The following is a 25,524-nucleotide window of genomic DNA, read 5'->3' as shown; positions in this document are numbered from 1 at the left end:
CAGTTATAATACCAGTTGGGAGGAATTTTAACGGTTATAGGATTTATTTTAACGGTTGGGATGATTATTTAACGGTTGCAGCATTTATTCCCCGTTGAAGCCGATTTTAATCCCCATTGCCTTCCAACCAAAAATAAAAAAGCGCCACAAGTGCGCTTTTTGTTCTTACATCATAATCCCGCCATCGACATGGAGAGTCGTGCCGTTTACATATTTGGATTCGTCCGAGGCGAGGAATAAATATGCGTTAGCTATGTCCTCTGGCAAACCGAGTCTGCCAAGCGGGACAAGCATTTTCATTTGTTCAATCACTTTGTCCGGCACAGCTGCGGTCATACCCGTCTCAATGAATCCCGGAGCGACTGCGTTTACATTGATGCCTTTTCGGCCAAGTTCCTTTGCCCAAGTTTTCGTCATCCCGACGACTCCGGCTTTGGTGGCTGCGTAGTTTGTCTGTCCCACATTGCCATATATGCCGGAAACGGAAGATGTATTGATGATTCTCCCTGAACCTTGCTGAACCATTGCTGGCACAACCGCCTGGGCACAATTGAATACGCCGGTCAGATTGACATCAACGACCTTTTGAAAATCTTCTGCCGAAAGCTTATGAAGCATCCCATCCCTGGTGATGCCCGCATTATTTATTAAAATATCAATTTTGCCAAAGTGGCCTAGAACGTTTTGAACCAACGAGTCAACACTGGTCCTGTCGGCAACATTCACCTGAAAAAAAGCGGCGTCATAGCCCTCAGCAGAAAGTTCATCTGCACGCTTCGTTCCTGTTTCTTCATCAAAGTCAGCCATTGCAATCCTGGCACCTTCACGGGCAAAAGTCTTTGCAGCAGCAAGCCCAATTCCGTTCGCTGCACCTGTAATAATCGCTACCTTATCTTTCAATCTCATAAATACACCTTCCTACTCTGCTAAAAATCCTTCGATATGCTGCAATAGCTGATCCAGGTCATCCACTAGTGGAGAGTGGCCGGAGTTATTAAGTTCCACAAACCTTGCCCGCCCCTCGAAATCCTCGACAATTTCCTCTGCCATCCTTTTTGTAACAACGAGATCCCGGTCACCGCGAAGCACAAGTACAGGGATTTTGATGTCCTTCACCTGGTCCGTTCCATCTTTCAGACCATTGTTTCCAGGACTAATGTTAAAAGTATTAAGAGAATGGTAGACTTCAGCCAAGTTCCGCTGTGTCAGCATATCATCAACATATTCGTCATAATGCCGTTCTTCCGGCTGACGATCGGTATAAATCAACATATTCCACATCGCCTTTAAAAACCCTCTATTTTCCTGGTCATAGGCCGTCTGGACGGCAATCGTTTTACCAGCATCCACCTTTACATCCTCATAAGTAACCAGTCGGTTGTTAATATCCGGCAGACCTTCCTCACTCGTGCCGAAGAACGGATATCCTCTCGTTGATGCCGAAGCTAGCAGCACAAGTTTCTCGCAATAACCCGGATAATCAGCGGCGAACTGCATTCCTACTGCTCCTCCCGTCGACCAGCCAACAAGTGCAAAATCCTTCAATCCAATTTCATCGACAAACATTTTTACATCGTCAGAAAAATCCTTGATTGACATGATCGGCTTATGATAGCTGGACTCACCGAATCCCCGCAGGTCTACCGCGAAAATTTTATATTCAGGATCCATCTGATCAATCAATATGTCCCAGTGTTTGGATGATGTCATGTTACCGTGGATCAATAGAACATTTTTGGTTCCGCCATCCCGTTCCCTATACGCGATTGTTTCCCCATTCTGCAAATCAACCTTCTTCAATTCCACTGCCGTTTTTTCCATTACAACTCACCCTTTCCCCAAACAATAGTTGTTGCCCCCCAGGCATAACCTATCCCGGCACTGACAAGAACGGCAACATCTCCATCCTTTAATTTCCCTGCCTTTTCTGCCAGTTCCAGCGACAGGATCTGGTCAATCTGTCCAATGTGCCCGTATTCTTCGAGGTAGATGGAGTTCCCTTCCGATAGCCCCAGTTCACTCAATACAAAATCATGTGCCGACCGCTTCATGTGAAGCATTCCAACATAGGCGATGTCCTTTTCAGAAAAGCCGCTTTTCTCAACCGAACGAGAGATGACCTTCAGGAAATTTGCCATTGATTTTTGCTCGAGACGCTCTTTCATTCCTTGAGGGTCGAGGACATCCAGCTGATACAGCCCACGCTCAAGGTTTTCTGCCGAAATTGGATTTTTCGTTCCCCCGGCTACAACTACGACATCCTCGGAAAAAGATCCATCCGTTATCATTTCTGTTTCCAGCAGCACATTCTGCTGATGGCCCTTTTTCAATAAAATCGCACCGCCGCCGGCCCCGAGATTGTACATGAAGCGCGTTCTAGGATTCTGGTAATCTATAAAATCACCATTGCGATAGCCCCCGGCAAGGAGGACGGTATTGATACCCGGGTCAGAGAGCATCATCCCTTTTGCAAGCTTCAGAGCCATCACAGTCGTTCCACACCTTAAGGCAGTATCGAAGGCCCAGGCATTCTTTGCACCGATTTCTTCCTGCAGCTTGATTCCTGCTGTCCATAATGGATACTCCTTGTATTCCTCGCCAACATAGATGACAAGGTCAATGTCCATTGGATCCATGTTTGCTTTTTGCAATGCAATTCTTGCAGCTCTGATTCCCATCTCACATGTATGGTCATCCGGGCCTGGCACCGGCTTTTTCCTGATTCCCATTTTTTCTTCCACAACTTGTTCGGGAATTCCTGCCAACTTTGCAATTTCCGCTCCTGTGACGTGATTTTCAGGAAGGTAAATTCCCGTACTGACAATGCCAATCTGCATCTTCTTCCCTCCTCGAAAAGCGGAAGCGCCTTGGTCAGCCCCGACAAGCGCTGGAGGGCCTGACATTGAAGTCGTTCTTTGACTTCATTGACAGGACCGAAGCGACTCGAGGGGCTAGGCGCTGGAGCTAGACATTAATATAAGTGCAAAAAGTTATTCTTCTCTTTTAAAGTAAAAACGAATCTATGAGTCTCCAACAATTTCTTTAATAAATTCCATTGCCGACTCTACCGAATCAAACACGGCTTCTTTTTCTTCCTGCACATGAGTTACCTTGACTCTCCAATATTTTTTGCCGCTGTCCATTTCAATATCCGTGAGCTGGAAGCGGAGGACGAATGAAGTGACTTGTTTTGTTTCCATCACGAATCTCCCTGGCTTACGGCCTCTGATTCAACTGAAACCTCAAGTTTCTTTTTCTTTCTGAACTTCAGCTTCTGCAAGGAACCGACGATCCCCATCGGGAAGAACATGACCGCGAGTATATAGATAATGCCGAAAAAGATGATCCATCTTTCGAAAATCCAGTGCACTTTAGCCAGCTCTGTCAGCCAGTGATGGGAAAACTCGATGATTCCCGCTCCGATGATCGCCCCGACAAGTGTCCCGACTCCGCCAATGATTGTCATCAGCAAGGCATCAAGTGTGATATCCATTGTAAAAACACTTGTATTAACGAACCTTAGGGAAACAGAATATAAAATCCCCGCAATACCTGCGATGACTCCTGATACGACACTGGCAATGATTTTATATTGTAAAACGCTATATCCTAGCGATTCTGTCCGCTGTTCATTTTCCCTGATTGCCTGAAGCACTCTTCCTAGAGGGGAATTTGTGAACCTTCGTAATAAAATGAAAACAATAACCATCGAACCAAGGCAGATCAGGTAAAAGTCGGTCCGGTCCTTAAGGAAGTCCGGCACCCTGAACGTAAAGCCATCGTTCCCATATGTGACAGTCCGCCATTTTTCAGCGAGTACTAAAAACAATCCGGCGAATGCCATCGTCAGCATCGCATAAAAATGGCTCTTCAGCCTCAATGTCAGCAGTCCGACGAAATAACTTACCACAGCAGTCAGTAAGATCGTGACCAGAACAGCAAGCAGAAAGTAGCTTGTTTCGGGCTCGAACCTTTTCATGAAGACACCTACTGTATAGGCACCGATGCCGAAGAACATGGCATGCCCGAACGAGACGATGCCTGTGTATCCGAGCAGGATGTCATAGCTCATCGCCAATACAGCAAAAATGAACACCTGGGAGAGAAGAATGAGCAAGCTTCTTGAATCGTAGACAAAAGGAAGCAAAGCCAGGAACCCGGCGACAAGTAAATATAAGATGTTCATTCGATTTGAAAGCATTCTTGTCATCATTCCCTCACCCCTTTGCCCCGAATAGGCCCTGCGGCCTGAAGATTAATACAACTGCCATCAGCAGCATATTAGCTGCCAGCGCCAGGTCTGGCACATAATAGGCCATGAATGAACCTGACAATCCAACCAAAATCGCAGCCATCACCGAACCTGTAAAGCTGCCCATTCCGCCAATAACCACTACGATGAATGCGAGGATTGCAAATTCCATCCCCATATCCGCATAAATGACCCCTGAATATGGCCCTAACAGCATCCCGCCAAGAGCAGCCATGCCGGCCCCAATCATGAAAACAAACATGAATACTCTCTGGATGTTGACTCCTAGCGATTGGACCATTTCCTTGTTCATGACTCCGGCGCGAACGACCAGGCCGATCTTTGTCTTTTTCAGCAGGTATTGTACAGCGAGGAATACCGCAAGTCCTACGGCAATGATGAAAACCCGGTATTTAATGATGATGATCCCGCCAAACTCCCAGCTGCCAGAAAGGTAATCAGGGGTTACCGCTGAGATCTGGTTAGGTCCCCAGACCACTTTTAACATCTCCGATAAAACAAGCATCAAGCCAAGCGTGATTAATATTTGCTGTACATGGTTGCCGTAAACAGGTTTAATGATCCAACGCTCAGTTACAATTCCGAGAATCATGCCAGTAAGAATGGCACCGATGATCCCAATAAAAAAGCTTCCTGTCGAGCTATAAATCCAAATGCCACTGTACGCGCCCCAGGCAAACAAACCGCCATGGGCAAAGTTTAGTACATCCATCAACCCAAAGATCAAAGTAAGACCGGCTGCCAGAAGGAAGATCAGCATTCCCGTGGCAAGACCGTTAAGGCTCAAGTTAATCAAAACATCCACTCTTGCTTCCCCCTTTCCTACGCAATGCCGAGATATTTACGTCTCATTTCTTCGTCCTCACGAAGGAGGTTCATCGAGCCGTTCGAAACCGTCCTGCCATCATCGATGATATAAAAGCTGTCGCCAATCGTGCTTGCCATCATGAAATTTTGTTCTACAAGGATGATTGTCGTTTTATCCTTCATCTGCTGGATGGATTCCATCACCTTTTCGACAACGATCGGTGCAAGGCCTTTGCTCGGTTCGTCGATCAAGAGCAGTTCATTGTCATTGACATATGCTCTTGCGATAGAAAGCATTTGCTTCTGGCCGCCGCTTAAAAGCCCGCCTGGTTTTTTCCAGAACTTTTTCAAATCAGGAAAAAGTTCAAGAATCCAATCCAGTCGCTGTTGGGTCTCAGCATTCTCTTTTTTGACGGCCACCTTGATATTTTCTTCGACAGTTAGGCCCGCAAAAATCCCCTGGTCTTCTGGAACATATCCAATTCCTTTATTTGCAATCGAATAAGTAGGCAGACTCTTGATTTCTTCTCCTTTGAATTGAACCGAACCTTTAGCAGCCGGATTCAAGCCCATGATTGTCCTAAGTGTTGTTGTTTTTCCTGCGCCATTCCGGCCCAGCAGTACAGTAACCTCTCCTTTTGGCACTTCAAATGAAATACCTTGAAGGATGTGATACTGGCCAATGAATGTCTCAACTTGTTCAAGCTTCAGCAGCGTGCTCACTATGCAAACCTCCCAAATAGGCAGACTGGACCGTTTCATTTTTCATGATGTCTTCTGGAGTTCCATCGGCGAGAAGAGCACCATTGAACAAAACCATGATGGAATCTGAAAGATCCATGATCATATCCATTTTGTGTTCGATCAAAATAATCGTCCGATCACCGCGTTGTTTGATTTTCCTGATTACCTCAAGGATTGCCGGAACCTCTTCCAGTGACATGCCTGCCGTTGGTTCATCAAGCAGCAGCACCTCAGTGTTCAAAGCAAGCAGCATCGCGATTTCCAGCTTCCTTTTCTCACCATGAGCGAGATTTCTGGCAAGTGCATCCTTCTTGTCATCAAGCAATACAAGCTTCAGCCACTCTTCTGCCTGCTCTTCAAACTTTTTAAAAGAACGAAAATGCCTGAGCATCTGGTAGCGGACTCCTTCATGTGACTGTACTGCTAGACGGACATTTTCCATCACCGTCAGATTGGGGAATACATTGGTGATCTGGAAGGACCGTCCGATTCCAGCCCTCGTTCTTTTAGTCGGGGAGAGCTTTGTGATGTCACTGCCTTTATACAGGACCTGTCCTTTCGTCGGCGCGAGCTGCCCGCTCAACAGGTTGAAAAAAGTCGTTTTTCCTGCACCGTTCGGACCGATGATTGATTTAAAATGATTATGCGGGACTGAAATGCTGACAGAGTCTACCGCGGTATGGCCGCCAAATGTAATGCTAAGCTCTTTCGTCTCGATAATTGCCGTCATGTACTTCACCACCTTTAATTGAATAACACCTAAGTACGATTCACTAAAAGCATAATGAACTCCGGCTCAGTTACCGAAGTTCATTATGTTGCCTGTAGAATCAAGACCAATGCGTTTGCTTTTTTCTTTGTCCAGCTCCAGCCCCTAGTCCCACAAAGCGCTCGCGCTTTTCCGTTTAATTCCGGATCGGCGGAGCTGTTTCTTCTGGAGAGAGCTCACGGATCAGGACAGGAACTGGATAGTTAACTCCATCCTTTTTCTCCAGCTTGATTGCGTATAGTGCCTGGAGTGCCTGATGGTCTTCTTCCCGGAAGGTCATTTGGCCTTTTGGAGTATCAAAGCTCATTCCTTCCATGGTTTCAATCAGCTTCTTGGAATCCGTGTCACCTTCGGTTTTCTTCAGGGCTTCGACGATCGCCATCGCAGCTGTCATGCCTCCTGGTGTAAATAAATCTGGAAGCTCCCCGTTAAAGCGCTTTTTATGTTCATCCACAAGCCATTTATTGATGTCATTTTGCGGAAGGTCATGATAATAAACCGTGAAGCCTTCCATTCCGACAAGCGGCTCCATCGTTGCAAGCGCAGCGATATCAGGAGCGCCAGTAGAGATTTTGATTCCTTTTTCCTGAACCTTCATGTCTGCAATCTGGTTCCATGGTGAATTTGCCCCAGCCCAAACGACAAACAAGTAATCCGGCTTCTGGTCGATGATCTTCTGGATGTTGGAAGTGAAGTCAGTTGCAGCAGGGTCTGCATATTCTTCATGGACCACTTCTGCGCCAAGTTTTTCTGCTGCTTCTTTGAACGCTGCAACACCATCACGGCCAAATGAATAATCCGGAGCGAGAGTCGCGATTTTTACGCCTTCCTTCGCGATTGCAGCGGCACCCGCAACAGCATCCTGGGAGGAGTTACGTGCAGTGCGGAAAATATATTCATTGAATTCAGAGCCTGTGATGCTGTCGGCTACAGCTGGCTCGACGATCATGATTTTTTCATATTCCTCAGCGAGTGGCAGGACTGCCAGCGTGTCACCTGAGCTTGATGAACCGACCAGGAAGTCTACTTCATCTTCCTCAAGCAGCTTCGTCGCTTTCTGGACAGCTACTTCAGGTTTGGTTTCGGTATCTTCAACAATGAATTCGATTTTACGACCCGCTACTTCATTTGTTCCGTCAGTAGCGTATTCTAGTCCCAGTTCGAAACCGCGAAGTGTCTGCTTCCCATAAGCCTCAAGTCCGCCTGTTTGAGAAGCCAGGACACCAATCTTGATTGGCTCGGTGTTTTTCGGTTCTTCTTTTCCTTCAGTACCGCCTGACTTCTCTGTTCCCGATCCACTGCAGGCACTTGTAAACAACAGGACCAAAATGAGCATAAAAGATAAAACAAAATTCCTTTGACCAGCTTTCATTTCCTTTCCCCCTTTAAAATGGTGATTCCAAAGCCCACAAGCTTTGACATCATCTTAAAAAACGCCAGTTACAAATGAGTTACAAAAGGATGGATAGTATCAACCATGAATGCTTGAAGTTTTAAAATAAAGGTAAAAGTGAAACTAAAAAGAGGCGTATACCGTAAAGAGAGATACATAAAAGGGGGACAACTTCGATGGATTCAGTATTTTTATTTATCATGATCCTTTTCACACTGCCATGGATCATTACTACCATCATCATGACGCCGATCCAGTATAGATATATCAAAAAAATGGAAGAACTAAAGAAACAGAAGCAGCTTTCACAAAGTCAAATGTACGAGGAGATGCCTGTCCAGGAAGAAATCCTTCATATGAACCTGCAATCGAATATTTTGTTCATACCGGCCAATATCATCGCAGGGATGATTTATAAATTCAGGCACCGGTAAAATGGCAATTTCATTTTAAAATATCCAAATAAAATAGTATCCCCTCCAATTTTTATGGCAATAACGTAACTAAACTGCCTAAAACATGGAGGGGATTTCTATGCAGGGAATCTATTTGATCAATGAAAAGATTCATATAAACGGACTATCCCGGAATGAAAGTGTTGACATCCAGCAAACAGCCCTGCTCAATTTTATGAATATAAAGAGAGTAGCACCTGTAAAATTAAATCCTTATCAACTGAACCAGCATTATACGATCCCACACGCCCTGCTCTATGATTTAAAACTCCATAAAAAGCAGATTGATTGCCTGCTGATGTACTCCAATGAGTCTATCGAGGATTTCGCTGTAACCTATCCTGCAAGATGGCTGATCCTAAAAAGTTATTTTGACAGGATTTTGACTGTCGTCTAAGGCAGTAAAAAGTATGCATCAGGTCAAAGTCAAAAGCCATCTGTCCCGCCAAATGCGATGCAATAGCCATCAGGGTCTTTGACGGCAAACTCCTTCCAGGGACCATTATTTTCATCAACCCATGGGTGGATAGCAATTTCCGCCCCTTTTTCGTTGAATTCATGGTATAACTCATCAAGCGAATTCCAGTCTTCGATATAGCAATAAAGGTCGATCCCTTGCTTATCACCTGCGGCTGGCGGATTAGGCCTTACTTCTTTCGGATCTCTGGCTTGTAGCAGCTTTATAGCCAGTCCTGAAAATCCATCACGGATTGCCCACCAGTCTGTTACCTCACAGCCTAATACATCGGAGTAAAACTTCCGTGAGCTTTCCAGGTCCGATACCAATAAAACTTTTAATGAACTGTGAATCTGTCTTTTTGTCTTCATTCCGTTTCCCCCTGTTAGTCTATTGATTATTACCTTCAATAATCATTTCATACATATGTCGGGTTGGTTCCAGCGGAGTAACTCCCAGTTCCTCTTCCAATACTTCACTGCATTTTTTATACCATCGGATTGCCTGCGGGCGATTGTTCTTGCGATAATAGCAAAACATCAGCAGTCGATAGGCTTCCTCCCATGTTCTGTCCCTGTGGAGGATTTTTTGACACCAATGAATGGCAGAATCATAGTTTTCACGCCTTACATTCAGCTGCGCCAGCTTCTCCGCACTGCGCAAAAAGTAAACAAGCAGCCGTTCTCGCTCATTGAGGCACCAGTCCTCATACCGACGTTCAGGAAGATAATCCCCATTATATAAATTCAAGGCACGCTCTAGTTCTTCCATTGATTTTTCCGTATTCTTCTCTTCAAGGCCGGCTTCTGCCCATTCCTCAAAAATTCGCGAATCCAGCTCAATGGCTGCCTGGGGGTTAATTCCGTAGCCTGTTCCCTCCCTGATTATAAAAAACGGGGCGGATCTCGCTTTGCGGGCAGGCTCCAGTACGTTATTCAAAGCATTCAGAGCAACTTTAAAATCCCTGTCTGCACTCTTTTCCTCATGGACAGGCCAGAGAATCTGGAAAATATCCTCCTTCATCAGGAACTGATTCCTCTTTGTCATGAAAAGCTGGAACAGCTCTTTTGCCTTTCCCCTCTGCCAATCCCTGTCCTCCACTTCCCTGTTCCCTAGCCAAAGCCTGAATTGCCCAAGCGTTTGGATCCTTAATGTATAGCCAGGGTGGGCATTCAGACGCGGGATTTTCAAATCCTCCAGCAGCTTCTCAGCATAGCCGGGCATAATTGATTGCTTTACTGCTTGAATGAGCATCGGTGCGAAAACCTGCAAGTCCCGAGGACCAAATGTCGTGCGCTTTTTCAGGAAGAATTCATATCCGCCTGTCTTCAGCCTTTTTAAAAAGCTTGAAAATGCTGCTTTGAACTCCTGACCGTCATTTAATGAGTAATAATAGTAGGACTTCCAAAACGCAAGCAGCAGCCTCCCATATTCATCGCCACACTGACTGATCAGACCCTCTGCTTTCCGCAGGTTCTCGCCTGCCTCCTCGTGCCTGTCGTTATAGATTGACGCAATGGCCAGGCAAAGAGTAATGAGTGCCGATAGCCAGACATCCTTCACCTGTTCTGTTTCAAGCAGAGCCTTTCGTCCAGCCTCAGCAGCCCGCTCATATTCACGCCTTGAACCGTAAAGAATGCACAAGCCCATCAGCGGTTCTGCCTTCCCTCGTTCGATGCTCAGGCGTCCCATGATATCAAGTGCCGTTTCATAGCATTTTTCAGCCAGAGTCAAATCGTACTGTTCAATGAGTTGAACGGCATGCCCCATCCTGATCCATCCGCATGCCTCCACAAATGGAGCCTGGATATCGATGCCATGCTGGATTCCTGATTGTGACAATGCCTTTGCCTGCATGCCATTTCCTGTAAAAGCTTCAATCAAAGCCAGCAGCAAATCCGTTTCCCTATGTGATTGGGGCAAATGCAGCTTATCATCCAGATATCCTACTGCTTTGGCATCCGTTAAAATCCTTCTCGCTTCTTGAAATCGGCCAGTCCTCAAATATAACCGGGCCTCCAGGTTTCCATCCTCAATGTGGACACCCATCGCCCTTGCCCGTTCAATCCATTTTTCCGCCTTCAATGCCTGTCCGGAATTAATCAGGTTTTCAGCAAGAAGGCGATACAGCCTTCCCGTTTCCTCGGCAGCACCATCAAGCATCGCCGCTTCCCTTAGTTCTATAGCTTGAGCTAAAATTCGTTCAGCTTTTAGCGGCTGTATTGTATCAAGGTAAATTTTCGCCTTGCCCTCAAGAGCCTTGCTTTTCCATTCCGCATTTCCTATTCTGTCAGCTGTCTGAATCGCCTGCTCATAGCATGTTTCCGCTTGATTGTACAATGAGCGGTAGCGGTACACTTCTCCTTCAAGAAATAAAAGAGAACAATAGCGGCTTTTGTCTTCCAGCGGGATCCTCGCTAGCCGCTCCTGCAAATTCTCAAGCTTGCCCATTTCGAGAAGCTCCATCCCCTGTTCATCCATAATTGCAGCAGCAGCGCTGTAATGGCCAATTTTCTCATAACAGTATAATGCCTCTTCCCACTGCCCTTTTTTTTCAAAATAATGGGCACTGTTCATCATTAATACTCTGTATTGACCAGGCTGGCTAGTGATCAGCCTGTTCTCGAGAAATTCGCGAAAAAGAGCGTGATACCTGAACTGGCTGCCGCCAATCTGCTGGATGAACAGGTTTTTCGCAGTCAGCTGCTCCAGCATCTGGATGGAACCGTTCACGCCGAGGATGTGGTCGCATACATCCGTACTTAGTTCTTCAAAGATGCTTGTCTGTTCTAGGAATTGCTGGATCATTGGAGGCTGCTTCGAAAACACTTCATACACCAGATATTGAAACAGATCCTCAAGCGACTTTGCCGGCTCTGCCAGAAGCTCATCTAGACTTTGAAGGTGAGGCAGCTGCTGGGCGATCATTCCAATTGCTATGACCCAGCCTTCCGTAATGTTGTACAACTGGTCAATTTGGTCGTCACTAATAGCAATCTGGTAAAAATCAGAAAGGAGCAGCTCGATTTCTTCTTTTCCAAAAGTCAAATCTGTCTTCGAAATCTCATTCAATTCATTCCTTGCCTTCAACTTGGCAAGGACTTTCCAACCGGGCTTCGTCCTCGTCGAGATGACAAGATGTAGATGTCCCGGCATATGCTCAAGCAGTTTTTCCAACCAGACATTGATATGATAGGAATGCTCTATTGCGTGGAAGTCATCAAGGATGACAATGATTTCCTCAGGTATCTGGAGAGTTTCATTGATGAAAAGTGAAGAGAGCATGCTGAGTTCCTCTTCTCTTATATAACGGTCCATTTTTTTCATATAAGTGATTAACTCATGGCCAAAATCTGGGAACAAGGTTTGAATCGAGGCTGTCAAATAGGATAGAAACGGAAGAATATCGTCATCCGAAGAAGTGATTGTATACCAGCAGCATGACTGGTTATGATCCTTGACATGCAATGCCAGAGCCGTGCTTTTTCCATAACCGGCACCTGCCTGGATGATGGTAAGCGGCTTTTCGGTAATCGCTTTCATTTTTCTCGATAATTTGGCCCGTCTGATCCATTGATCCTGTAAACCAGGAACAATTAATTTTGTTTTGATCAATGGCAATGTTCCCTGCATATAATCTCCGCCCTGTTTTCATTATAATGATGCTAGTCTAACATAAACGAATTAAAAAAAGACTCGAAAATTGACGAGTCTTTTCACTTCTCTATATGTATAGTTAGAAAGATACATCCACTTCCTCGAGCGGCCAATACCTTAGATTCACTTTGCCGACGACCTGCTCTTCCGATATGAACCCAAACTGCCTGCTGTCCCAGCTGCCAAGACGGTTATCGCCAAGGACGAACAATTGTCCTTCCGGTACTCTTTCAACCCCGGTCAAATCCTCAAGGGTAAAGTCGCCTGTCAAATAGCCGACGGGTGATTGCTCGCGGTAATGCTTCAAAAAAGGCTCCTTCACTTGTTCGCCATTGATGAATAACATATCCTCACGATATTCAACTTTATCGCCTGGCAGGCCGATGACGCGTTTCACAAAGTCTTCCTCATCATTCGCATGGAATACGATCACGTCAAACCTTTCGAGATCTTTTGTTTCGTATCCCAGCTTATTGACAACGACTTTATTCCCATCTTCCAGTGTAGGAAGCATTGATTCTCCTTCAACAATATAATTGGAAAAAAAGAAAATCCTGATAAAGATAAAAATGATCATTCCGAGAGCAAAAGCCTTGATCCATTCGAGACCTTCCCTTTTCACGATTTCTTTCATCGACTTCCTTCACCACCTGTTATCCTGTTTCCTCTATCTGTCTTTATCGTCTTTTCCAACACTCATATTCATTTTTACTTCAATTCTTTTGCCGATATACCACAAGATAGCAATTACTGCCAGGACGATAGCAGTTCGCGCAGGATTAGTGATTAGAGAACGAATATCATAACCTACAAAGCTGATTGTAAAAATCATCACCATTTTCCCCGTTATCACTGCAAGCATATACTGTGCCATGCTGATTTTTGAAAGCCCTGCTACAATATTGACGAGGGCAGACGGAGTGAAAGGGAAGCACAACATCAGGAATATCGGGCCAAAACCATGGCGTTCTATCCAGTTCATCCCCTTCTGGACTTTAGGATGGCGCTGCAAAAACCTTAGAATCCGACCCTGACCGTACCTGCGAAAAATCAAGAAAACGAGCAATGCACCGAGAACTGCTCCCGTCCAGGAAAAGAGAAACCCAAGCCATAGCCCAAACGCGTTCGCATTCGCCATAACGAATAAGAACAATGGCAGGAACGGCAAAAAAGCTTCCAGCATTGGCAGCAAAATTCCCGGAATTGGCCCAAACGATCGGTATTGGTTGAGCAAATCCATAATGTTTTCGATTGTAAACCATTCTTTCAATAATTCAACATCCATTGATATCTCCTTGTCCAAAACACTCGGTAATCAGAATTCCACTGAGTTCTGATTACCTTATCCTATTTACCTCTTAGAGATAATTGTACACCTCTAATTCTTAATTTGGGTAATTTTTAACAAGCTATCTATTTAGTTAAAAAATTCTGCAGCGCGGTTCTATTTTCTTCAAAATCTATCGCAAGTACTGCTCCTGCACCACTCACCCTCTGGTTCTCGAATGATCCTTCAACCGGTATCCTCATTGTTTCGATATTCCGATTATCCTTTGAGATCAGCCCTTTTCCCATAAATAAGATATCGCCTGTATCCATATTGGTATTAATAAACGGCGTAACGACTCCAACCAATTTTGGGAGCTTCGGCAGTGTCTGGATGCTGGCGAACTGCTTGCCGACTTCTTTTATGACGTTTTGCTGGCGTTCTACACGGCCAAAATCACCTACTGCATCCTGCCGGAACCGGACATATCCAAGCAGATGTTTTCCATCCAGTCTTTGCACACCTGGTTCCAGGGTGACGCCAATTCCCTCTGACATTTTCTTTTCAACATTAACTTCTACACCTTCTGGGAATGCTTCATCAATTAAACGGACAAACCCTTCAAAATCAACGATTGAATAATATTGAAGGCTTACATCAAAGTTTTCCTTTATTGTCTGCCTCAATAGTTCCGGTCCGCCAAGCGCAAACGCAGCATTGATTTTATTCATCCCGTGTCCCGGAATCTCCACATACGTATCCCTCATGATCGAGGTCAATTTATAAGACTCAGTATCTGGATTATAGCTGGCGATCATGATTGTATCTGAACGCGAAGTTTCTTTTGCTCTCGCGTCACTGCCGATCAGCAGGATATTCGTGAGGCCATTTTGGTCACTCTCGCCATTAAATTGGTATTCCTGCTTGTTGTTTTGCTCTGTCGCTTTTTCCGAATCATTCACGCCAGAACGGTACTGCATATAGGAATACAGCGCAACCGCTCCGACCAGCAGGAATAGCAGCAGAAAAATGCTGGACCATCTGATTCTTTTTCTTCTCTTATGTTGGTGCCTTTCATATCTCATTCGAAAAATCCTTCCGATTTATAGATATTGATAAAACATCGAGTTTATTAAGTACTTTCCGTTAACTTGCTGCTTTTTCAATGTTTTAATTCATGACAGATTATTGCCTTTCACAGACATTATTGATTCGAAAGCAACAGTCATGCGGATACTTTATTACTATTTTCCTTCTTTACCTATAACCTTAAACGTATCTGGAGAATTTTTCAAAAATAAACCCGCGGCGAGAGCATTTTAAACCGTTCTGTTTTAGGGTGCATATCTTTTAAATGACAATAAAAATGGCGTGTAAACTGACATCAGTTTTGACACGCCATTTTTCTAATTTAATGTATTTTCGGATCCCAAATATAATGGTTCTTATTCAACAAAGCACCCGTTTATTCCACACCATAAAAGAACGGTCCCTGGTAAAGGGATTACCACGGGCGATAAATAAGCGGAGAAACTTCCCTTATTTAGAAAATGGCATGGAAAACAGCTTAAATAGACGGAAGATTTCCGCCTATTTACTTGAAAAACATAAAAAATTGGCATTCGCACTTGCTTAACCGGAAAACCTCCGCTTATTTACCCCTTACCGAGCTATACTCTACAGTTTAACCGGATATTCTCCGCTTATTTCTAGGATTGTTTGTTACTCAATTAAGTTTAAGTCTTCCCTTGTTTTAGAAAAAATCAATCTTCCGCTAAACTGCTCCGTTCGTTGAAGAAAAAAATAAAGTAAAATTCCATGTTCATCGTTAAACTGGCTATACTTGAATGTAATGTTCGTAGCATGGAACCCTTAAATTGACTTCCGAACTTCCATAAACTTGACAGTGTAAATGACCGTCATTATTCCTTGTACAACAAACATTGTCAATGGCATTTAAAATCATTTTGCAGGTATTGATTTGTAATGAAATGGCTTATAAATGCTGGCACAATAGGAAAAATGGCGTGGACAACTTCCACGCCATTTACTGTGCCATTTTCGCCATATGCACCTCAAAACGGAACGGTTTAGGAGCATTTGCCGCGGATTGAATGTTCTATTGATTTTACAGGTAGCTATTGAACCAGTCTACGATCGATGCCAATCGGCTTAGGCGGAGATTAGGTTTTCCGCTTCTTGAAAGCTCGTGGTTGGACTCTGGGAAGCGGATGAATTTCGTTTTCTTTCCCTGTCTCTTCAAGGCGATAAATAGCTGTTCAGCCTGTTCGATTGGGCAGCGATAGTCCTTTTCGCTATGAAGAATCAGTAATGGTGTGTTGATTTCATCCACATAGGCGATAGGAGAATGCTTCCATAATGTTTCCAGATTGCTGAGGTCAGCCTGAATCTGCCACTCTGTAAAATAATATCCGATATCGCTGACACCATAAAAACTGATCCAGTTTGAAATCGAACGCTGTGTGACGGCTGCCTTGAACCTGTCCGTATGTCCGACAATCCAGTTTGTCATGAAACCGCCATAGCTGCCGCCGGTTACTCCCAATCGATCCTTGTCGATAAAATCGAAATTTTCCAGCGCGTAATCAACAGCGTCCATCACATCCTGGTAGTCTCCTCCGCCATAATCCCCGCGCACGGCATTGACGAATTGCTGCCCGTAGCCATGGCTGCCGCGTGGATTGATGTAGAGGACTCCATATCCTTCAGCCGCCAGAACCTGGAATTCATTGAAATACGAGTTCGCATACATGGCGTGCGGTCCTCCGTGGATTTCAAGAATCAGCGGATATTTCTTACCTTGTTCATATCCCGCAGGCTTCATGATCCAGCCATTCAATGGTGTGCCGTCACTGGCCTCGAAAGTAATTTGTTCAGGCCGCGATAAAGTGACCGACTCCAAGACCTTTTCATTCACGGAGGTCAGCTGTTTCATTTCACCAGTAGTCACTTCAAGCTGGAACAATTCCCCTGGGAGTACTGGATTGCTTATGGCTGCTATAATCCTCTGGTTTTTGCGGTCCAATGTGTATCCATACACATGCTGCTGGTCAAGAAGTGCAGGATACACTTCGCCAGCAAGGTTTGCAAAATATAAAACAGTATTGCCCTGGTCACTCGCAAGGAAATAGAAGCTATCACTATTTTCTCCCCAAATCAACCCAGGACTGTGCGCTCCCTGATGGAAGTCTGCGGCAACGGCGTCTCCAACAAGGATATCCATATTTTCTGTGACGCATTGGATGTTTCCAGTCTCGAGCTCCTGAATCATAACCTGGGTTAACGTTGCATTTTCAAACTCTCTTTCATGCCCCGTATAGCCAAGGTATTTTCCATCAGGTGAGAATTCAGCATTCCCAAAATAGCCAGTTCCGTTTGTGAGCTTCGTTTTGTTCCCTGTCTCGATATCCATCAGCCATAAATCACTTTTGAACGAGAAATCGCGTTCAGGTGACTCATCAGCCGACAATACAAGACTTTTGCCATCAGGAGACCAGCACTGCAGATGGTAGTCCACTTCGCCTTTCGCGACTACTTCTGCCTTGCCATCTGCAAGATTCACAATGACAGTCTGTCTATACTTACCGTCCCAGAAACCAGCTGCATCTGATTTATACTTCATTTCTTCGGCTACGAACGGTTCCAGTTTCTTGTCATCCTTCTTCTCTTCCGCTTTTTCAAGCAAATCTTCATCCGGCTTCAAGGATACAGAGCAGGCGATTCTTTCCCCATCCGGAGACCAAACGGGGCCATTCACACCATTCTTGAAATCAGTAGCCTGCCTTGCTTCCCCACCAGCAGCATCCATTACAAATATCTGGTTCTTGCCACTGCGGTTTGAAACGAAAGCCAGCTTCGTTCCATCCGGTGACCATCTTGGGGAATGATTGCGATCTTCACCGTATGTCCATTGCTTCGGCTCTCCGCCTTCTTCAATGTCAATTATGTATAAATTCGAGGCATAGTCATTCTTTTTCTCCAGCATCTCTGTCTGGACAAACACACACTTCTTTCCATCAGGTGAGAAATGAGGGTCAGTAACTGACTTTAATTCAAATAAATCCTCTGCTTTAATAAATTTTTTATCCATCGCGGGAGCCATCCTTCCAAAGTTAAATTGTTCACTTTATTATTTCGATAACAGAAATAAATCTCCTGCTTTTCCTTCATTCTTTTTCCAAAAAAGCCAATCACCCACGAGCACTGCTAGTTTCTTTTTATTTTGGAGAAGATGATAGTGGGGAGCAGAATTTTTTTTACCCTCTTGAAATCCTGCTCAAAATCCAGTACGATAATTACGAACAGATGTTCTTATTATATTTTGAAGGGACAGAGCAAAATGACAAGGATTCCTGAAAAAGACCGCGATATTATGGAGCAGGCCATCTATTTGCCGATGGTACTAGTCGTGCTCAATCGGGATCTTTCTGTCGTTGAAAATAGTCCATTTAAACTGAAGAAGCCTTATTTGGAACTAATTGAAGAAACAATGAAAGCAGTCCAGAAAGAACTCGCCATTGTGAAAAGCTACCTCAAAAAAAATAACCTAAAGGTTGAAGAAGTAAAACGGGATGATGCCTTCACCATGTTCCTCTTTATCTACAAAGGCTACGAAGAACACCATAACTACTTCAATCCCCGTATCCGCAACAAAGTCCAGGAATTGATGGTCCACTACCTATTCAAGCGCTTTAAAACAGTAACTGCAGCAATTGAAAAAGAATCCGGTTGAAAAACCGGATTCCTTTTTTAGTCTTTATATACCTCACTGACGAGACTGGCATGAGGATATCCTTGTGAGTCATTGAACCTTGGACCATGAAGAAGGTATAGGGCTTTTCGTTCGGTTTCTTTCATCCGCTGCATGAATTTGGTGCGCAGCATGGATGTCCTTAGCAGTTGGTTTTCAAATGAATGATGGGATACTGGCAGAATCATGGATTTCTTATTCCTGAAGGTAACCTGTGTACTGTGGGCGTCCACCTTCTTATGGAATAAAACATGCTCATGTGAAACCCATATGCAGTCCGGTTTTGTAGGCGAGCTTGTAGGCATGAAATATATGGAGCTTATAGGGTCGACAATGATGGGGGTTTTATGGGTGATCCCGGTAAGCTGTTTCGTTCCTTCTTTCCTGCCTTCGTAGCTGCTTCCGAAATACTTGCAGCTTTTCTTGATAATATCTATTGGTCTGAATGGGGATAAATACTCCTCCTCCAGCTCGATCACCCTCGAGTAAATCCTGCTGCCGTATTCTTCAGGAATAATTATCATGGTAAAAGGATTTATTTCGTACTCTTCTACTAAGTTCCTTGTGTTTTCTGTCATTCCTTCACCTCCTAAAATACCTTATACCCTATTTTACCATAAGTGTTGAAATTTTCTTTACTTACAGAAAAAGTTCTATTTTTAGCCACAATTAATGTCACAATATAAATTTTCTAAAAATTATAAAAATTTAGTTGATTATCTTTTCGATAATCCATATAATATAAAAAAGGTCTAAGAGGTGAGGTCAGTGAAAGAAAAATCGTATTCTGAAGTCATGAAGGCCAGTGTGATGAAACGCATTAAAGCCAAGGAATCTTTTGTTCTGGACCTGTATGTTGACATGCTTATTTCTGAAATACAGCTGAATACTAAAAAAGAAAAACTGATGTCAAAAATTGATAAAGCGATCGATGACCGCGATAAAATTCTATTTTTAACTTTGACGGAGGAACTGAAGGATCTCAACAAACAATTCGGCACTTAGATGAGTGATATCCCCTATATAGGGGATATTTTATTATTTCGAAATAAAGACAGCTTTCGATTTGATTTCAAATGATTTTTACCAGAAGGCGAGTTTGTATGGGACAAATGTTATAGCAACTAAGTGCAAATCGTGAGCAGAAAAAAAAGAAAAGCCCTCATTGCTGAGGGCTTTTCCTGCTTAATATTCATCTTCCTGTTCATTCCTCTTTTCAACTTCATAATCTTCGAGTCGTGAAATTCGTTCCAGCATCGTCGGATGTCCATAACGGAAAATTTTCACCAACCATGGTGGATTTACCTGGCTTAGTCCGGCCTTGGTCAATTCCTGGAAAGCAGAAATCGCCGCATCGGTATTTTCAGTCATCTCAATAGCGTACCGGTCAGCCCTTGTTTCCTGGTAGCGTGACACAAGATTGGAAACCGGGCTTGCGGCAAACATGATCATCGAAAGGAACATCAGGAACAACGGAAGCGACCTCAAGTCACCAGGGTGCTGCAACTTGAATTCCTTGCCCCATCGCTTGATCGCCCAGTTCATCAGTCTTGAGACAAAGTAAAGACCGAACAAGGAAAGGAACAGGTAGCCGGCAATCCCGATATATAAATGCTTCTCAACATAATGAGCCATTTCATGGGCCATGATGAACAGGATTTGGTCATCATTCAACCTGTTCAGAGTCGTATCCCAGAGCACAATCCTCGAATTGGAGCCAATTCCCGTAACATAGGCATTAAGAGCGTTTGTCTTTTCAGCCATATCCACTTCAAATACATGATCAGCTGGGATTTTAGCCTGCCCCGCAATATCAAGGATTTTTGACTCCAGCTCTTTATTTTTCAAAGGAGAAAAATCATTGTACAGCGGGTCAATCACAACCGGCTGCAAGAACATGATAAACAATGTGAACGGTACAGAAAGCAGCCATGCAAACAGCCACCAGAACCTTTTAAACTTGTTCATCAGCCAGTAAAGGACAACGACAATGACGAACATCATCGCATAATTGATCCAGAAATCAATCAATTCATCCTTCATCCACGAGGCAAATGACTGTGTGGATATATTATAAGTCTTAGATAGCGTATAACTGATGTAACTTAGAGGGAAGGTCGCGATATAAGCAAAAAATGAGAGCCAAATCAAATAAATCGCTGTTTGGCCATACTTATTCTTCGCCGTCTCTTCTCCCCATTTCTTAAAAGCTTTTGAAAGTCCCAGGAGCAAAATCAAAAAGTAAAAAAGCCATTCAAAAGGTGTCGACAAGAAGAACAATAAGTTTCTAACTTTTGAGTATTCCTCGCTCAGCATTAATTCCCTTCCGTTCAAAAATGTTGCCGGGTCCGCCCTCGAACCTTCGAACTCAAATGGAAGATTACTATCTGCAAAGTAAAATAAATACCAGTAAACCGCGAAACCATAGAGCACATAGGCGATCACACCATAAAAACCCATCTTTCTCGCCATAGCTTCTCCCCCTTTTACGTACAACCATGTCTATAACTATTTTAATCCTTTGTCCCAAAAATAGAACAAGTTATTGAGGGAAGGGGAAAATGCTAAGCACGACCATGTAACCTTTATTTGTATTTCGCTTACCCTATGGGCACATTAAACCTTTTTATGTGACCTTTAACTAAGTTTCGGCGCTGCTAAGGGCACATTATACCCTTTTATGTGACCTTTAACTGGCTTTAGGCGCTGCTAAGGGGACATTATGCTTCTTATTGTGTAATCTGAGTATCATCACCACTATTTACTATCTACAACAAAAAAGATACCAGGAAAACTAACTCCTGGTACCCATTATCTTTAATTTAGAAAACTATCGTCAATCAGTGTTTTGAAGTCTGGCTTATCCTTAAGGAACTTCAATGCGTAAGATGAATCCGAGAAGTCCTGGATTGCCTGTGCATCGACTTCATGTGTAAAGCCAATTCGTTCCCATGCCAGCTCGACTACATCTTTTTCAAGCTCTTGCCCTGTTGTTTCTTTAATGTCTTTAATCGTAATTTCCTGTGCTTCAGCTGGGTTTTCATTAATGAATTTCACAGCATCTTTGTGTGCGTCAATAATCTTTTGGACAGTTTCTGGCTTTTCCTCGATCATTTTTCCGGAAGTGACCATTACGGATGCAGGAAGCGTTTCGCCGAAGGATACTTCATCCCAGCCGATGACGACTTCAGCTCCTGTTTCTTTTTCAATTACCGCTGCCCATGGTTCAGGTGCTACAACGATGTCGACCTTGCCTGCCTTAAGCATTGCGGCGTATTGTGCCGGCTGGCCAGTAAGGTGTTTCATTGTTCCGCCGATTCGCTGTGATGTGATTCCCTGTTCTTCAAGGTACGTTTCATATTGAACGTCGTGTGTGCAGCCAACTCCTGGAGTGATGAATGTCTTGCCAGCGAAGTCTTCGACTGAATTAATCTCGACACCTTTTCTTGCCAAAACAACTGTGCCGCCAGTTGATGCACCAGCAATGATTTTCACGTCTGCGCCTGTTGAGTAATTGTTCATCGCCGGACCCGGTCCAACTAGGCCTGCATCGATTTCACCCGTTTTCAGTGCAGTCATGAATGAGCCGCCTTCTGCAAAAGTCTTATACTCGATTGTTGTTCCATCGCCAAGCTGCTGCTCAAAAAATCCCTTATTTTTTGCCACCATCGCAGGTACGTGGTTGATGTTCGGGAAGTAACCGATGACGATTTTTTCCTTGCCTGCTGATGTTGACGTTGAATTGCTTGAACCGCAACCAGCGAGTACCATCGCGGCCGTAAACAAGAATGTTAAAAGTAATATTGCTTTTTTCATATCTATTCCTCCTTATTTTTATGAAGTCTGTTTTCGTAAAGATTGTTGTTAAAAGCCATTTTGTATGTCGGTACCAAGTTTGCAAGCTCTATTCTCATAATCGTTAATTTTTTGAAGAAAATTAGGTAATTCAGTCTTATTGTGTAGTCAATAGCTACAAAGTTTGAGAAAAGAACCTTTATGAATCAAGTCCCCAGCGATTGAGCACCGATTTTTCGATGCGCTGGAAGATAAGCTGATCTACGATTGTTCCAATGACACCAATTATGATCATGACGCCAATGACGAGCCCCATGTTGCCGAAATCCGAGGCGTAGCGAAGCGTATACCCAAGTCCAGGCCCTGTGCTTAAAAGTTCCCCAGCCATCAGCGCCCTCCAGGCAAATGCCCATGCCAATCTTGACCCTGTTACCACGTAAGGGATCGCTGCCGGAAAAATCACTCTTTTATATAAATTCCAGCCGGTCACTCCCATCGTTTTTGCAGCTTTTATAAATAATGGTGAAACATTTTTAATGCCCACTCTGATATTAAGTGTCATCACAAATGTTCCTCCGAGAACCACCACGAAAATAACAGCTTTCTCATTCATACCGAACCACATGATTGCAAGCGGGAGCCAAACAATGCTCGGTACACTTTGAAACGCGAGGACGACAGTTCCAAGTGTTTCATCCGCCGTTTTTGACTTAGCAAGCAAGACGCCAAGTCCTGTTCCAATTACAAGGGAAAGGCCAAGACCAATGGCGAGCCGTTTGAAGCTTGCAATCAGGTCGTAGATCAATGTTTTGTCCTCGAAGCCTGTGATCAGTGCCTCCAGGACTTTTTCAGGTGAGGGAAGGATGATTGGCATCCACCATTCCAGCTTGCTTCCTGCGTACCAGAATGCAATCACTGCTGCGAAAAATATGATTCTCTTAATGTGTGGATTCATCTGCAAGCTCCTCCCTGATGACTTTGTCGATCTCCTTCTTCAGATAACTCATAATATATTCTTCAAGTTCCACCATCTCTTTTTTATGATCATGGCGGGGCCTTGGAATATCCACTTTAATATCCTTAAGAATCACTCCTGGCTTCGTTCCCATTACAATGATCCGGTCTGATAGTTTAATGGATTCAGAGATACTGTGGGTGACGAACAGGATCGTTTTCTGTGTTTCTGACCAGATCGTCTCCAGCTGCTCATGTAGTCGTGAGCGCGTTTGTTCGTCAAGTGCGCCGAAGGGTTCATCCATCAAAAGGATTTCCGGGTTCATCGCAAGTGCCCTCGCAATCGCCACCCGCTGCTGCATTCCTCCTGATAGCTCGTGAGGATAGTGGGATAGGTATTTGCTAAGCTGAACCTTTTGCAATTGTTTCATCGCTTCGGCTTCAGCCTGTTTCTTCGGCATTTCCTGTTTAAGCGGAAACAGAACATTCTCGAGAACGTTCAGCCACGGAAACAGTGCTGCCTGCTGGAATACCATTCCCCTGTCCTTTCCCGGTTTATCTATTTTTTTGCCGGAGACAATAACTTCACCGCTACTTGCCGGAGTCAGTCCTGCCACGATCGAGAGAAGTGTCGATTTACCGCAGCCAGATGGACCGAGAATTGATACAAATTCACCTTTATTCACTTCGAGATTAATATCTTTTAGAATATCAACCTGGTGATTATTTTTGTCCGCGTATTGTTTGTGTACATTGCTGATTTCAATAAACAATTTAACCACCCTATTCTCATAAAGCTTATTAGTTTAGTCGGAATTAATAAAGTTAATTATAATGTATTCTTTCAGCTTGTCAATATTTCATTCATTTTTAGAAACTGGCCGCTTGCTTGTAGTTAGGACTTGTTATAGCTGTCAATCCGCTAACTGATCAAAAAAAATAGACCCGCATGGACGTAGGTCTAGAAAAAATAGGAATATAAAGTCAAAACGGAGATGGAGCCAATTACGACAACAATGACGTTCGCTCCCATAAAGGCAACGATGAATGCTGCGGCAGCCCCAATGAGCCCATACCATATATCTTCCTGGATAAACAGGATTGCCGGGAAGATCAGCGCGCCGAGAGTGGCATAAGGAACATTTTTCAGAACACCTTGCAGGAATGGCGGCAGTTCTTTTCCGCGGAACATCACAAATGGAAGCATCCTCGGTATGTAGGTTACGATGGCCATACCAATGATCATGATGACAATTTCTTTACTCATCTGTTTCTCCCCTGCCCTTCTTGAATGTTTCTACTGCCTCTACGAGAATCGCTGATAGCAGTGTTGCCAGCACGATGGCCCATCCTGTGGACATCAGTTCAGCCATTGTAAAAATCGAATTGAACGCTGCTGCGAGTAAGGCAAGGTATACAACCTTTACATTGCCTTTCATCGAAGGGACTAGTAATCCCACAAACATGGCATATAATGCTACTGACATACTTTCCTGAAGGGTCTGCGGCAATCCTGCCCCAATGATGAAGCCTAACCCCGAAAAAACGACCCAACTTGAGTATGCAGTAAGATTCAACCCGAACATATAGCGGGCATTTATTGTACCCTCGCGTGTCGCAGCGACTGAAAATGTCTCATCCGTAATCCCGAAAGAATAGCCCATTCTCGCTCCCACGGTATCCTCTTCTGCTTTTTCATTCAAAGACGCAGACATGAGAAAATGGCGGATATTCACGATAAAGGTGGTGAGAATGACCTCAAAGATCCCGATACCCTGGGCGAGGAGGCTTAATGAAATATATTGTGCAGCTCCCGCAAACACCAGCATGCTCATCATGATGGTCTCACTTAGTGCAAGTCCAGTTGTCTTGGCAATCAGGCCAAAGGTAAGCGCAACCGGCATATAGCCTATCGCAATACTGATGCCCGATTGAATCCCTCTTTTAAAATCTGTTGCCGGCTTAACAACCAAAGTGCTTTCCATTCGCTTCCCGCCTTTCTATCACTATGTAAAAATCAAATTCCTTTAATCAATTAAAATATATTATACATACTTCCAGCACCTTGGAAAAGTATTTCTTTTATCGAAATAATTAGTTGGATGAAAATTTGGAATGGCAGGCTTCTAATGAAGCAGGTTGGTCGATATATTTAAAAATCCGCTGAAATATCACAAAATGT

General features: G+C 44.0%; 26 protein-coding genes. 4 read left to right on the top strand and 22 right to left on the bottom strand.

What is annotated here, in order from left to right:
• Positions 1-165 precede the first annotated feature (165 nt).
• The 9 genes from fabG to CD004_RS05175 all read right to left on the bottom strand — a co-directional run bounded on the left by fabG (position 166) and on the right by CD004_RS05175 (position 7,929).
• The gene (gene fabG / locus CD004_RS05215; protein ID WP_102261794.1) at positions 166-906 is read right to left on the bottom strand and encodes a 3-oxoacyl-ACP reductase FabG; all 741 of its coding nucleotides are present in this window, start codon (positions 904-906) and stop codon (positions 166-168) included.
• A gap of 12 nt (positions 907-918) precedes the next feature.
• Positions 919-1,821 (bottom strand): intracellular short-chain-length polyhydroxyalkanoate depolymerase, encoded by a 903-nt coding sequence (gene phaZ, locus CD004_RS05210; RefSeq protein WP_102261793.1) that lies wholly within the window; start codon positions 1,819-1,821, stop codon positions 919-921.
• Positions 1,821-2,837 carry a 3-oxoacyl-ACP synthase gene (locus tag CD004_RS05205; protein WP_102261792.1) on the bottom strand — a complete coding sequence of 339 codons (1,017 nt, stop codon included), beginning with the start codon at positions 2,835-2,837 and terminating at the stop codon, positions 1,821-1,823. Before CD004_RS05205 ends, phaZ begins: the two co-directional genes overlap by 1 nt.
• Positions 2,838-3,020: 183 nt before the next feature.
• Positions 3,021-3,200, bottom strand: coding sequence for a hypothetical protein (locus CD004_RS05200; protein WP_102261791.1), 180 nt, complete (start codon positions 3,198-3,200; stop codon positions 3,021-3,023).
• On the bottom strand, positions 3,200-4,213 hold the full coding sequence (locus CD004_RS05195) for a branched-chain amino acid ABC transporter permease (RefSeq protein ID WP_407657656.1): 1,014 nt from the start codon (positions 4,211-4,213) through the stop codon (positions 3,200-3,202). The genes CD004_RS05200 and CD004_RS05195 overlap by 1 nt, the downstream gene beginning before the upstream one ends.
• A gap of 4 nt (positions 4,214-4,217) precedes the next feature.
• Positions 4,218-5,078, bottom strand: a complete 861-nt coding sequence (locus CD004_RS05190; protein WP_102261790.1) for a branched-chain amino acid ABC transporter permease — start codon at positions 5,076-5,078, stop codon at positions 4,218-4,220.
• 17 nt (positions 5,079-5,095) lie between these two features.
• A complete protein-coding gene (locus CD004_RS05185; protein ID WP_102261789.1) occupies positions 5,096-5,803 on the bottom strand; it encodes an ABC transporter ATP-binding protein in 708 nt (235 codons plus the stop codon).
• Positions 5,781-6,554: an ABC transporter ATP-binding protein gene (locus tag CD004_RS05180; RefSeq protein ID WP_102261788.1), complete on the bottom strand. Its 774-nt coding sequence runs from the start codon at positions 6,552-6,554 to the stop codon at positions 5,781-5,783. The genes CD004_RS05185 and CD004_RS05180 overlap by 23 nt, the downstream gene beginning before the upstream one ends.
• 175 nt (positions 6,555-6,729) lie before the next feature.
• Complete coding sequence (locus CD004_RS05175; RefSeq protein ID WP_404809830.1) at positions 6,730-7,929, bottom strand: substrate-binding domain-containing protein; 1,200 nt, start codon at positions 7,927-7,929, stop codon at positions 6,730-6,732.
• Between the two features lie 233 nt (positions 7,930-8,162).
• Between CD004_RS05175 and CD004_RS05170 the strand changes: the two genes are divergently transcribed.
• Both CD004_RS05170 and CD004_RS05165 read left to right on the top strand, forming a co-directional pair.
• Positions 8,163-8,420: a DUF3949 domain-containing protein gene (locus CD004_RS05170; RefSeq protein WP_102261786.1), complete on the top strand. Its 258-nt coding sequence runs from the start codon at positions 8,163-8,165 to the stop codon at positions 8,418-8,420.
• 100 nt (positions 8,421-8,520) lie between these two features.
• Entirely contained in the window at positions 8,521-8,838 is a 318-nt protein-coding gene (locus tag CD004_RS05165; protein WP_102261785.1) for a hypothetical protein, read from the top strand.
• Between the two features lie 29 nt (positions 8,839-8,867).
• On the opposite strand, the gene CD004_RS05160 is transcribed toward CD004_RS05165, so the two are convergent.
• The 6 genes from CD004_RS05160 to CD004_RS05135 form a co-directional block, all read right to left on the bottom strand.
• On the bottom strand, positions 8,868-9,269 hold the full coding sequence (locus CD004_RS05160; protein WP_102261784.1) for a VOC family protein: 402 nt from the start codon (positions 9,267-9,269) through the stop codon (positions 8,868-8,870).
• A 19-nt stretch (positions 9,270-9,288) separates the two neighbouring features.
• Complete coding sequence (locus tag CD004_RS05155; RefSeq protein ID WP_102261783.1) at positions 9,289-12,531, bottom strand: AfsR/SARP family transcriptional regulator; 3,243 nt, start codon at positions 12,529-12,531, stop codon at positions 9,289-9,291.
• A 103-nt stretch (positions 12,532-12,634) separates the two neighbouring features.
• Positions 12,635-13,189 carry a signal peptidase I gene (gene lepB / locus CD004_RS05150; protein WP_102261782.1) on the bottom strand — a complete coding sequence of 185 codons (555 nt, stop codon included), beginning with the start codon at positions 13,187-13,189 and terminating at the stop codon, positions 12,635-12,637.
• 33 nt (positions 13,190-13,222) lie between these two features.
• Positions 13,223-13,840, bottom strand: a complete 618-nt coding sequence (locus CD004_RS05145; RefSeq protein ID WP_102261781.1) for a TVP38/TMEM64 family protein — start codon at positions 13,838-13,840, stop codon at positions 13,223-13,225.
• Positions 13,841-13,968: 128 nt separating this feature from the next.
• Positions 13,969-14,907, bottom strand: a complete 939-nt coding sequence (locus CD004_RS05140) for an LCP family protein (protein WP_102261780.1) — start codon at positions 14,905-14,907, stop codon at positions 13,969-13,971.
• A gap of 1,043 nt (positions 14,908-15,950) precedes the next feature.
• The gene (locus CD004_RS05135) at positions 15,951-17,933 is read right to left on the bottom strand and encodes a S9 family peptidase (protein WP_102261779.1); all 1,983 of its coding nucleotides are present in this window, start codon (positions 17,931-17,933) and stop codon (positions 15,951-15,953) included.
• A gap of 249 nt (positions 17,934-18,182) precedes the next feature.
• Between CD004_RS05135 and CD004_RS05130 the strand changes: the two genes are divergently transcribed.
• A complete protein-coding gene (locus tag CD004_RS05130; RefSeq protein ID WP_102261778.1) occupies positions 18,183-18,575 on the top strand; it encodes a YhjD family protein in 393 nt (130 codons plus the stop codon).
• A 17-nt stretch (positions 18,576-18,592) separates the two neighbouring features.
• Here CD004_RS05130 and CD004_RS05125 read toward each other — a convergent pair whose 3' ends face one another.
• Entirely contained in the window at positions 18,593-19,171 is a 579-nt protein-coding gene (locus tag CD004_RS05125) for a competence protein ComK (protein WP_102261777.1), read from the bottom strand.
• A 190-nt stretch (positions 19,172-19,361) separates the two neighbouring features.
• Between CD004_RS05125 and CD004_RS05120 the strand changes: the two genes are divergently transcribed.
• Positions 19,362-19,598 (top strand): IDEAL domain-containing protein, encoded by a 237-nt coding sequence (locus CD004_RS05120; protein WP_102261776.1) that lies wholly within the window; start codon positions 19,362-19,364, stop codon positions 19,596-19,598.
• A 180-nt stretch (positions 19,599-19,778) separates the two neighbouring features.
• Here CD004_RS05120 and CD004_RS05115 read toward each other — a convergent pair whose 3' ends face one another.
• The 6 genes from CD004_RS05115 to CD004_RS05090 all read right to left on the bottom strand — a co-directional run bounded on the left by CD004_RS05115 (position 19,779) and on the right by CD004_RS05090 (position 25,327).
• Positions 19,779-21,065 (bottom strand): M48 family metallopeptidase, encoded by a 1,287-nt coding sequence (locus CD004_RS05115; protein ID WP_102261775.1) that lies wholly within the window; start codon positions 21,063-21,065, stop codon positions 19,779-19,781.
• A gap of 345 nt (positions 21,066-21,410) precedes the next feature.
• Positions 21,411-22,409, bottom strand: a complete 999-nt coding sequence (locus CD004_RS05110; protein ID WP_102261774.1) for an aliphatic sulfonate ABC transporter substrate-binding protein — start codon at positions 22,407-22,409, stop codon at positions 21,411-21,413.
• A 178-nt stretch (positions 22,410-22,587) separates the two neighbouring features.
• On the bottom strand, positions 22,588-23,343 hold the full coding sequence (locus CD004_RS05105; RefSeq protein ID WP_102261773.1) for an ABC transporter permease: 756 nt from the start codon (positions 23,341-23,343) through the stop codon (positions 22,588-22,590).
• Positions 23,327-24,115, bottom strand: a complete 789-nt coding sequence (locus CD004_RS05100) for an ABC transporter ATP-binding protein (RefSeq protein ID WP_102261772.1) — start codon at positions 24,113-24,115, stop codon at positions 23,327-23,329. The genes CD004_RS05105 and CD004_RS05100 overlap by 17 nt, the downstream gene beginning before the upstream one ends.
• 188 nt (positions 24,116-24,303) lie before the next feature.
• A complete protein-coding gene (locus CD004_RS05095; protein ID WP_102261771.1) occupies positions 24,304-24,609 on the bottom strand; it encodes an AzlD domain-containing protein in 306 nt (101 codons plus the stop codon).
• On the bottom strand, positions 24,602-25,327 hold the full coding sequence (locus tag CD004_RS05090; RefSeq protein ID WP_102261770.1) for an AzlC family ABC transporter permease: 726 nt from the start codon (positions 25,325-25,327) through the stop codon (positions 24,602-24,604). Before CD004_RS05090 ends, CD004_RS05095 begins: the two co-directional genes overlap by 8 nt.
• Between the last annotated feature and the right edge of the window lie 197 nt (positions 25,328-25,524).

This window comes from Mesobacillus jeotgali (assembly GCF_002874535.1).
Lineage (GTDB): Bacteria > Bacillota > Bacilli > Bacillales > Cytobacillaceae > Mesobacillus > Mesobacillus jeotgali.
Note: the sequence above shows the minus strand (reverse complement) of the source record. Positions and strands in the feature narration are given on the sequence as shown.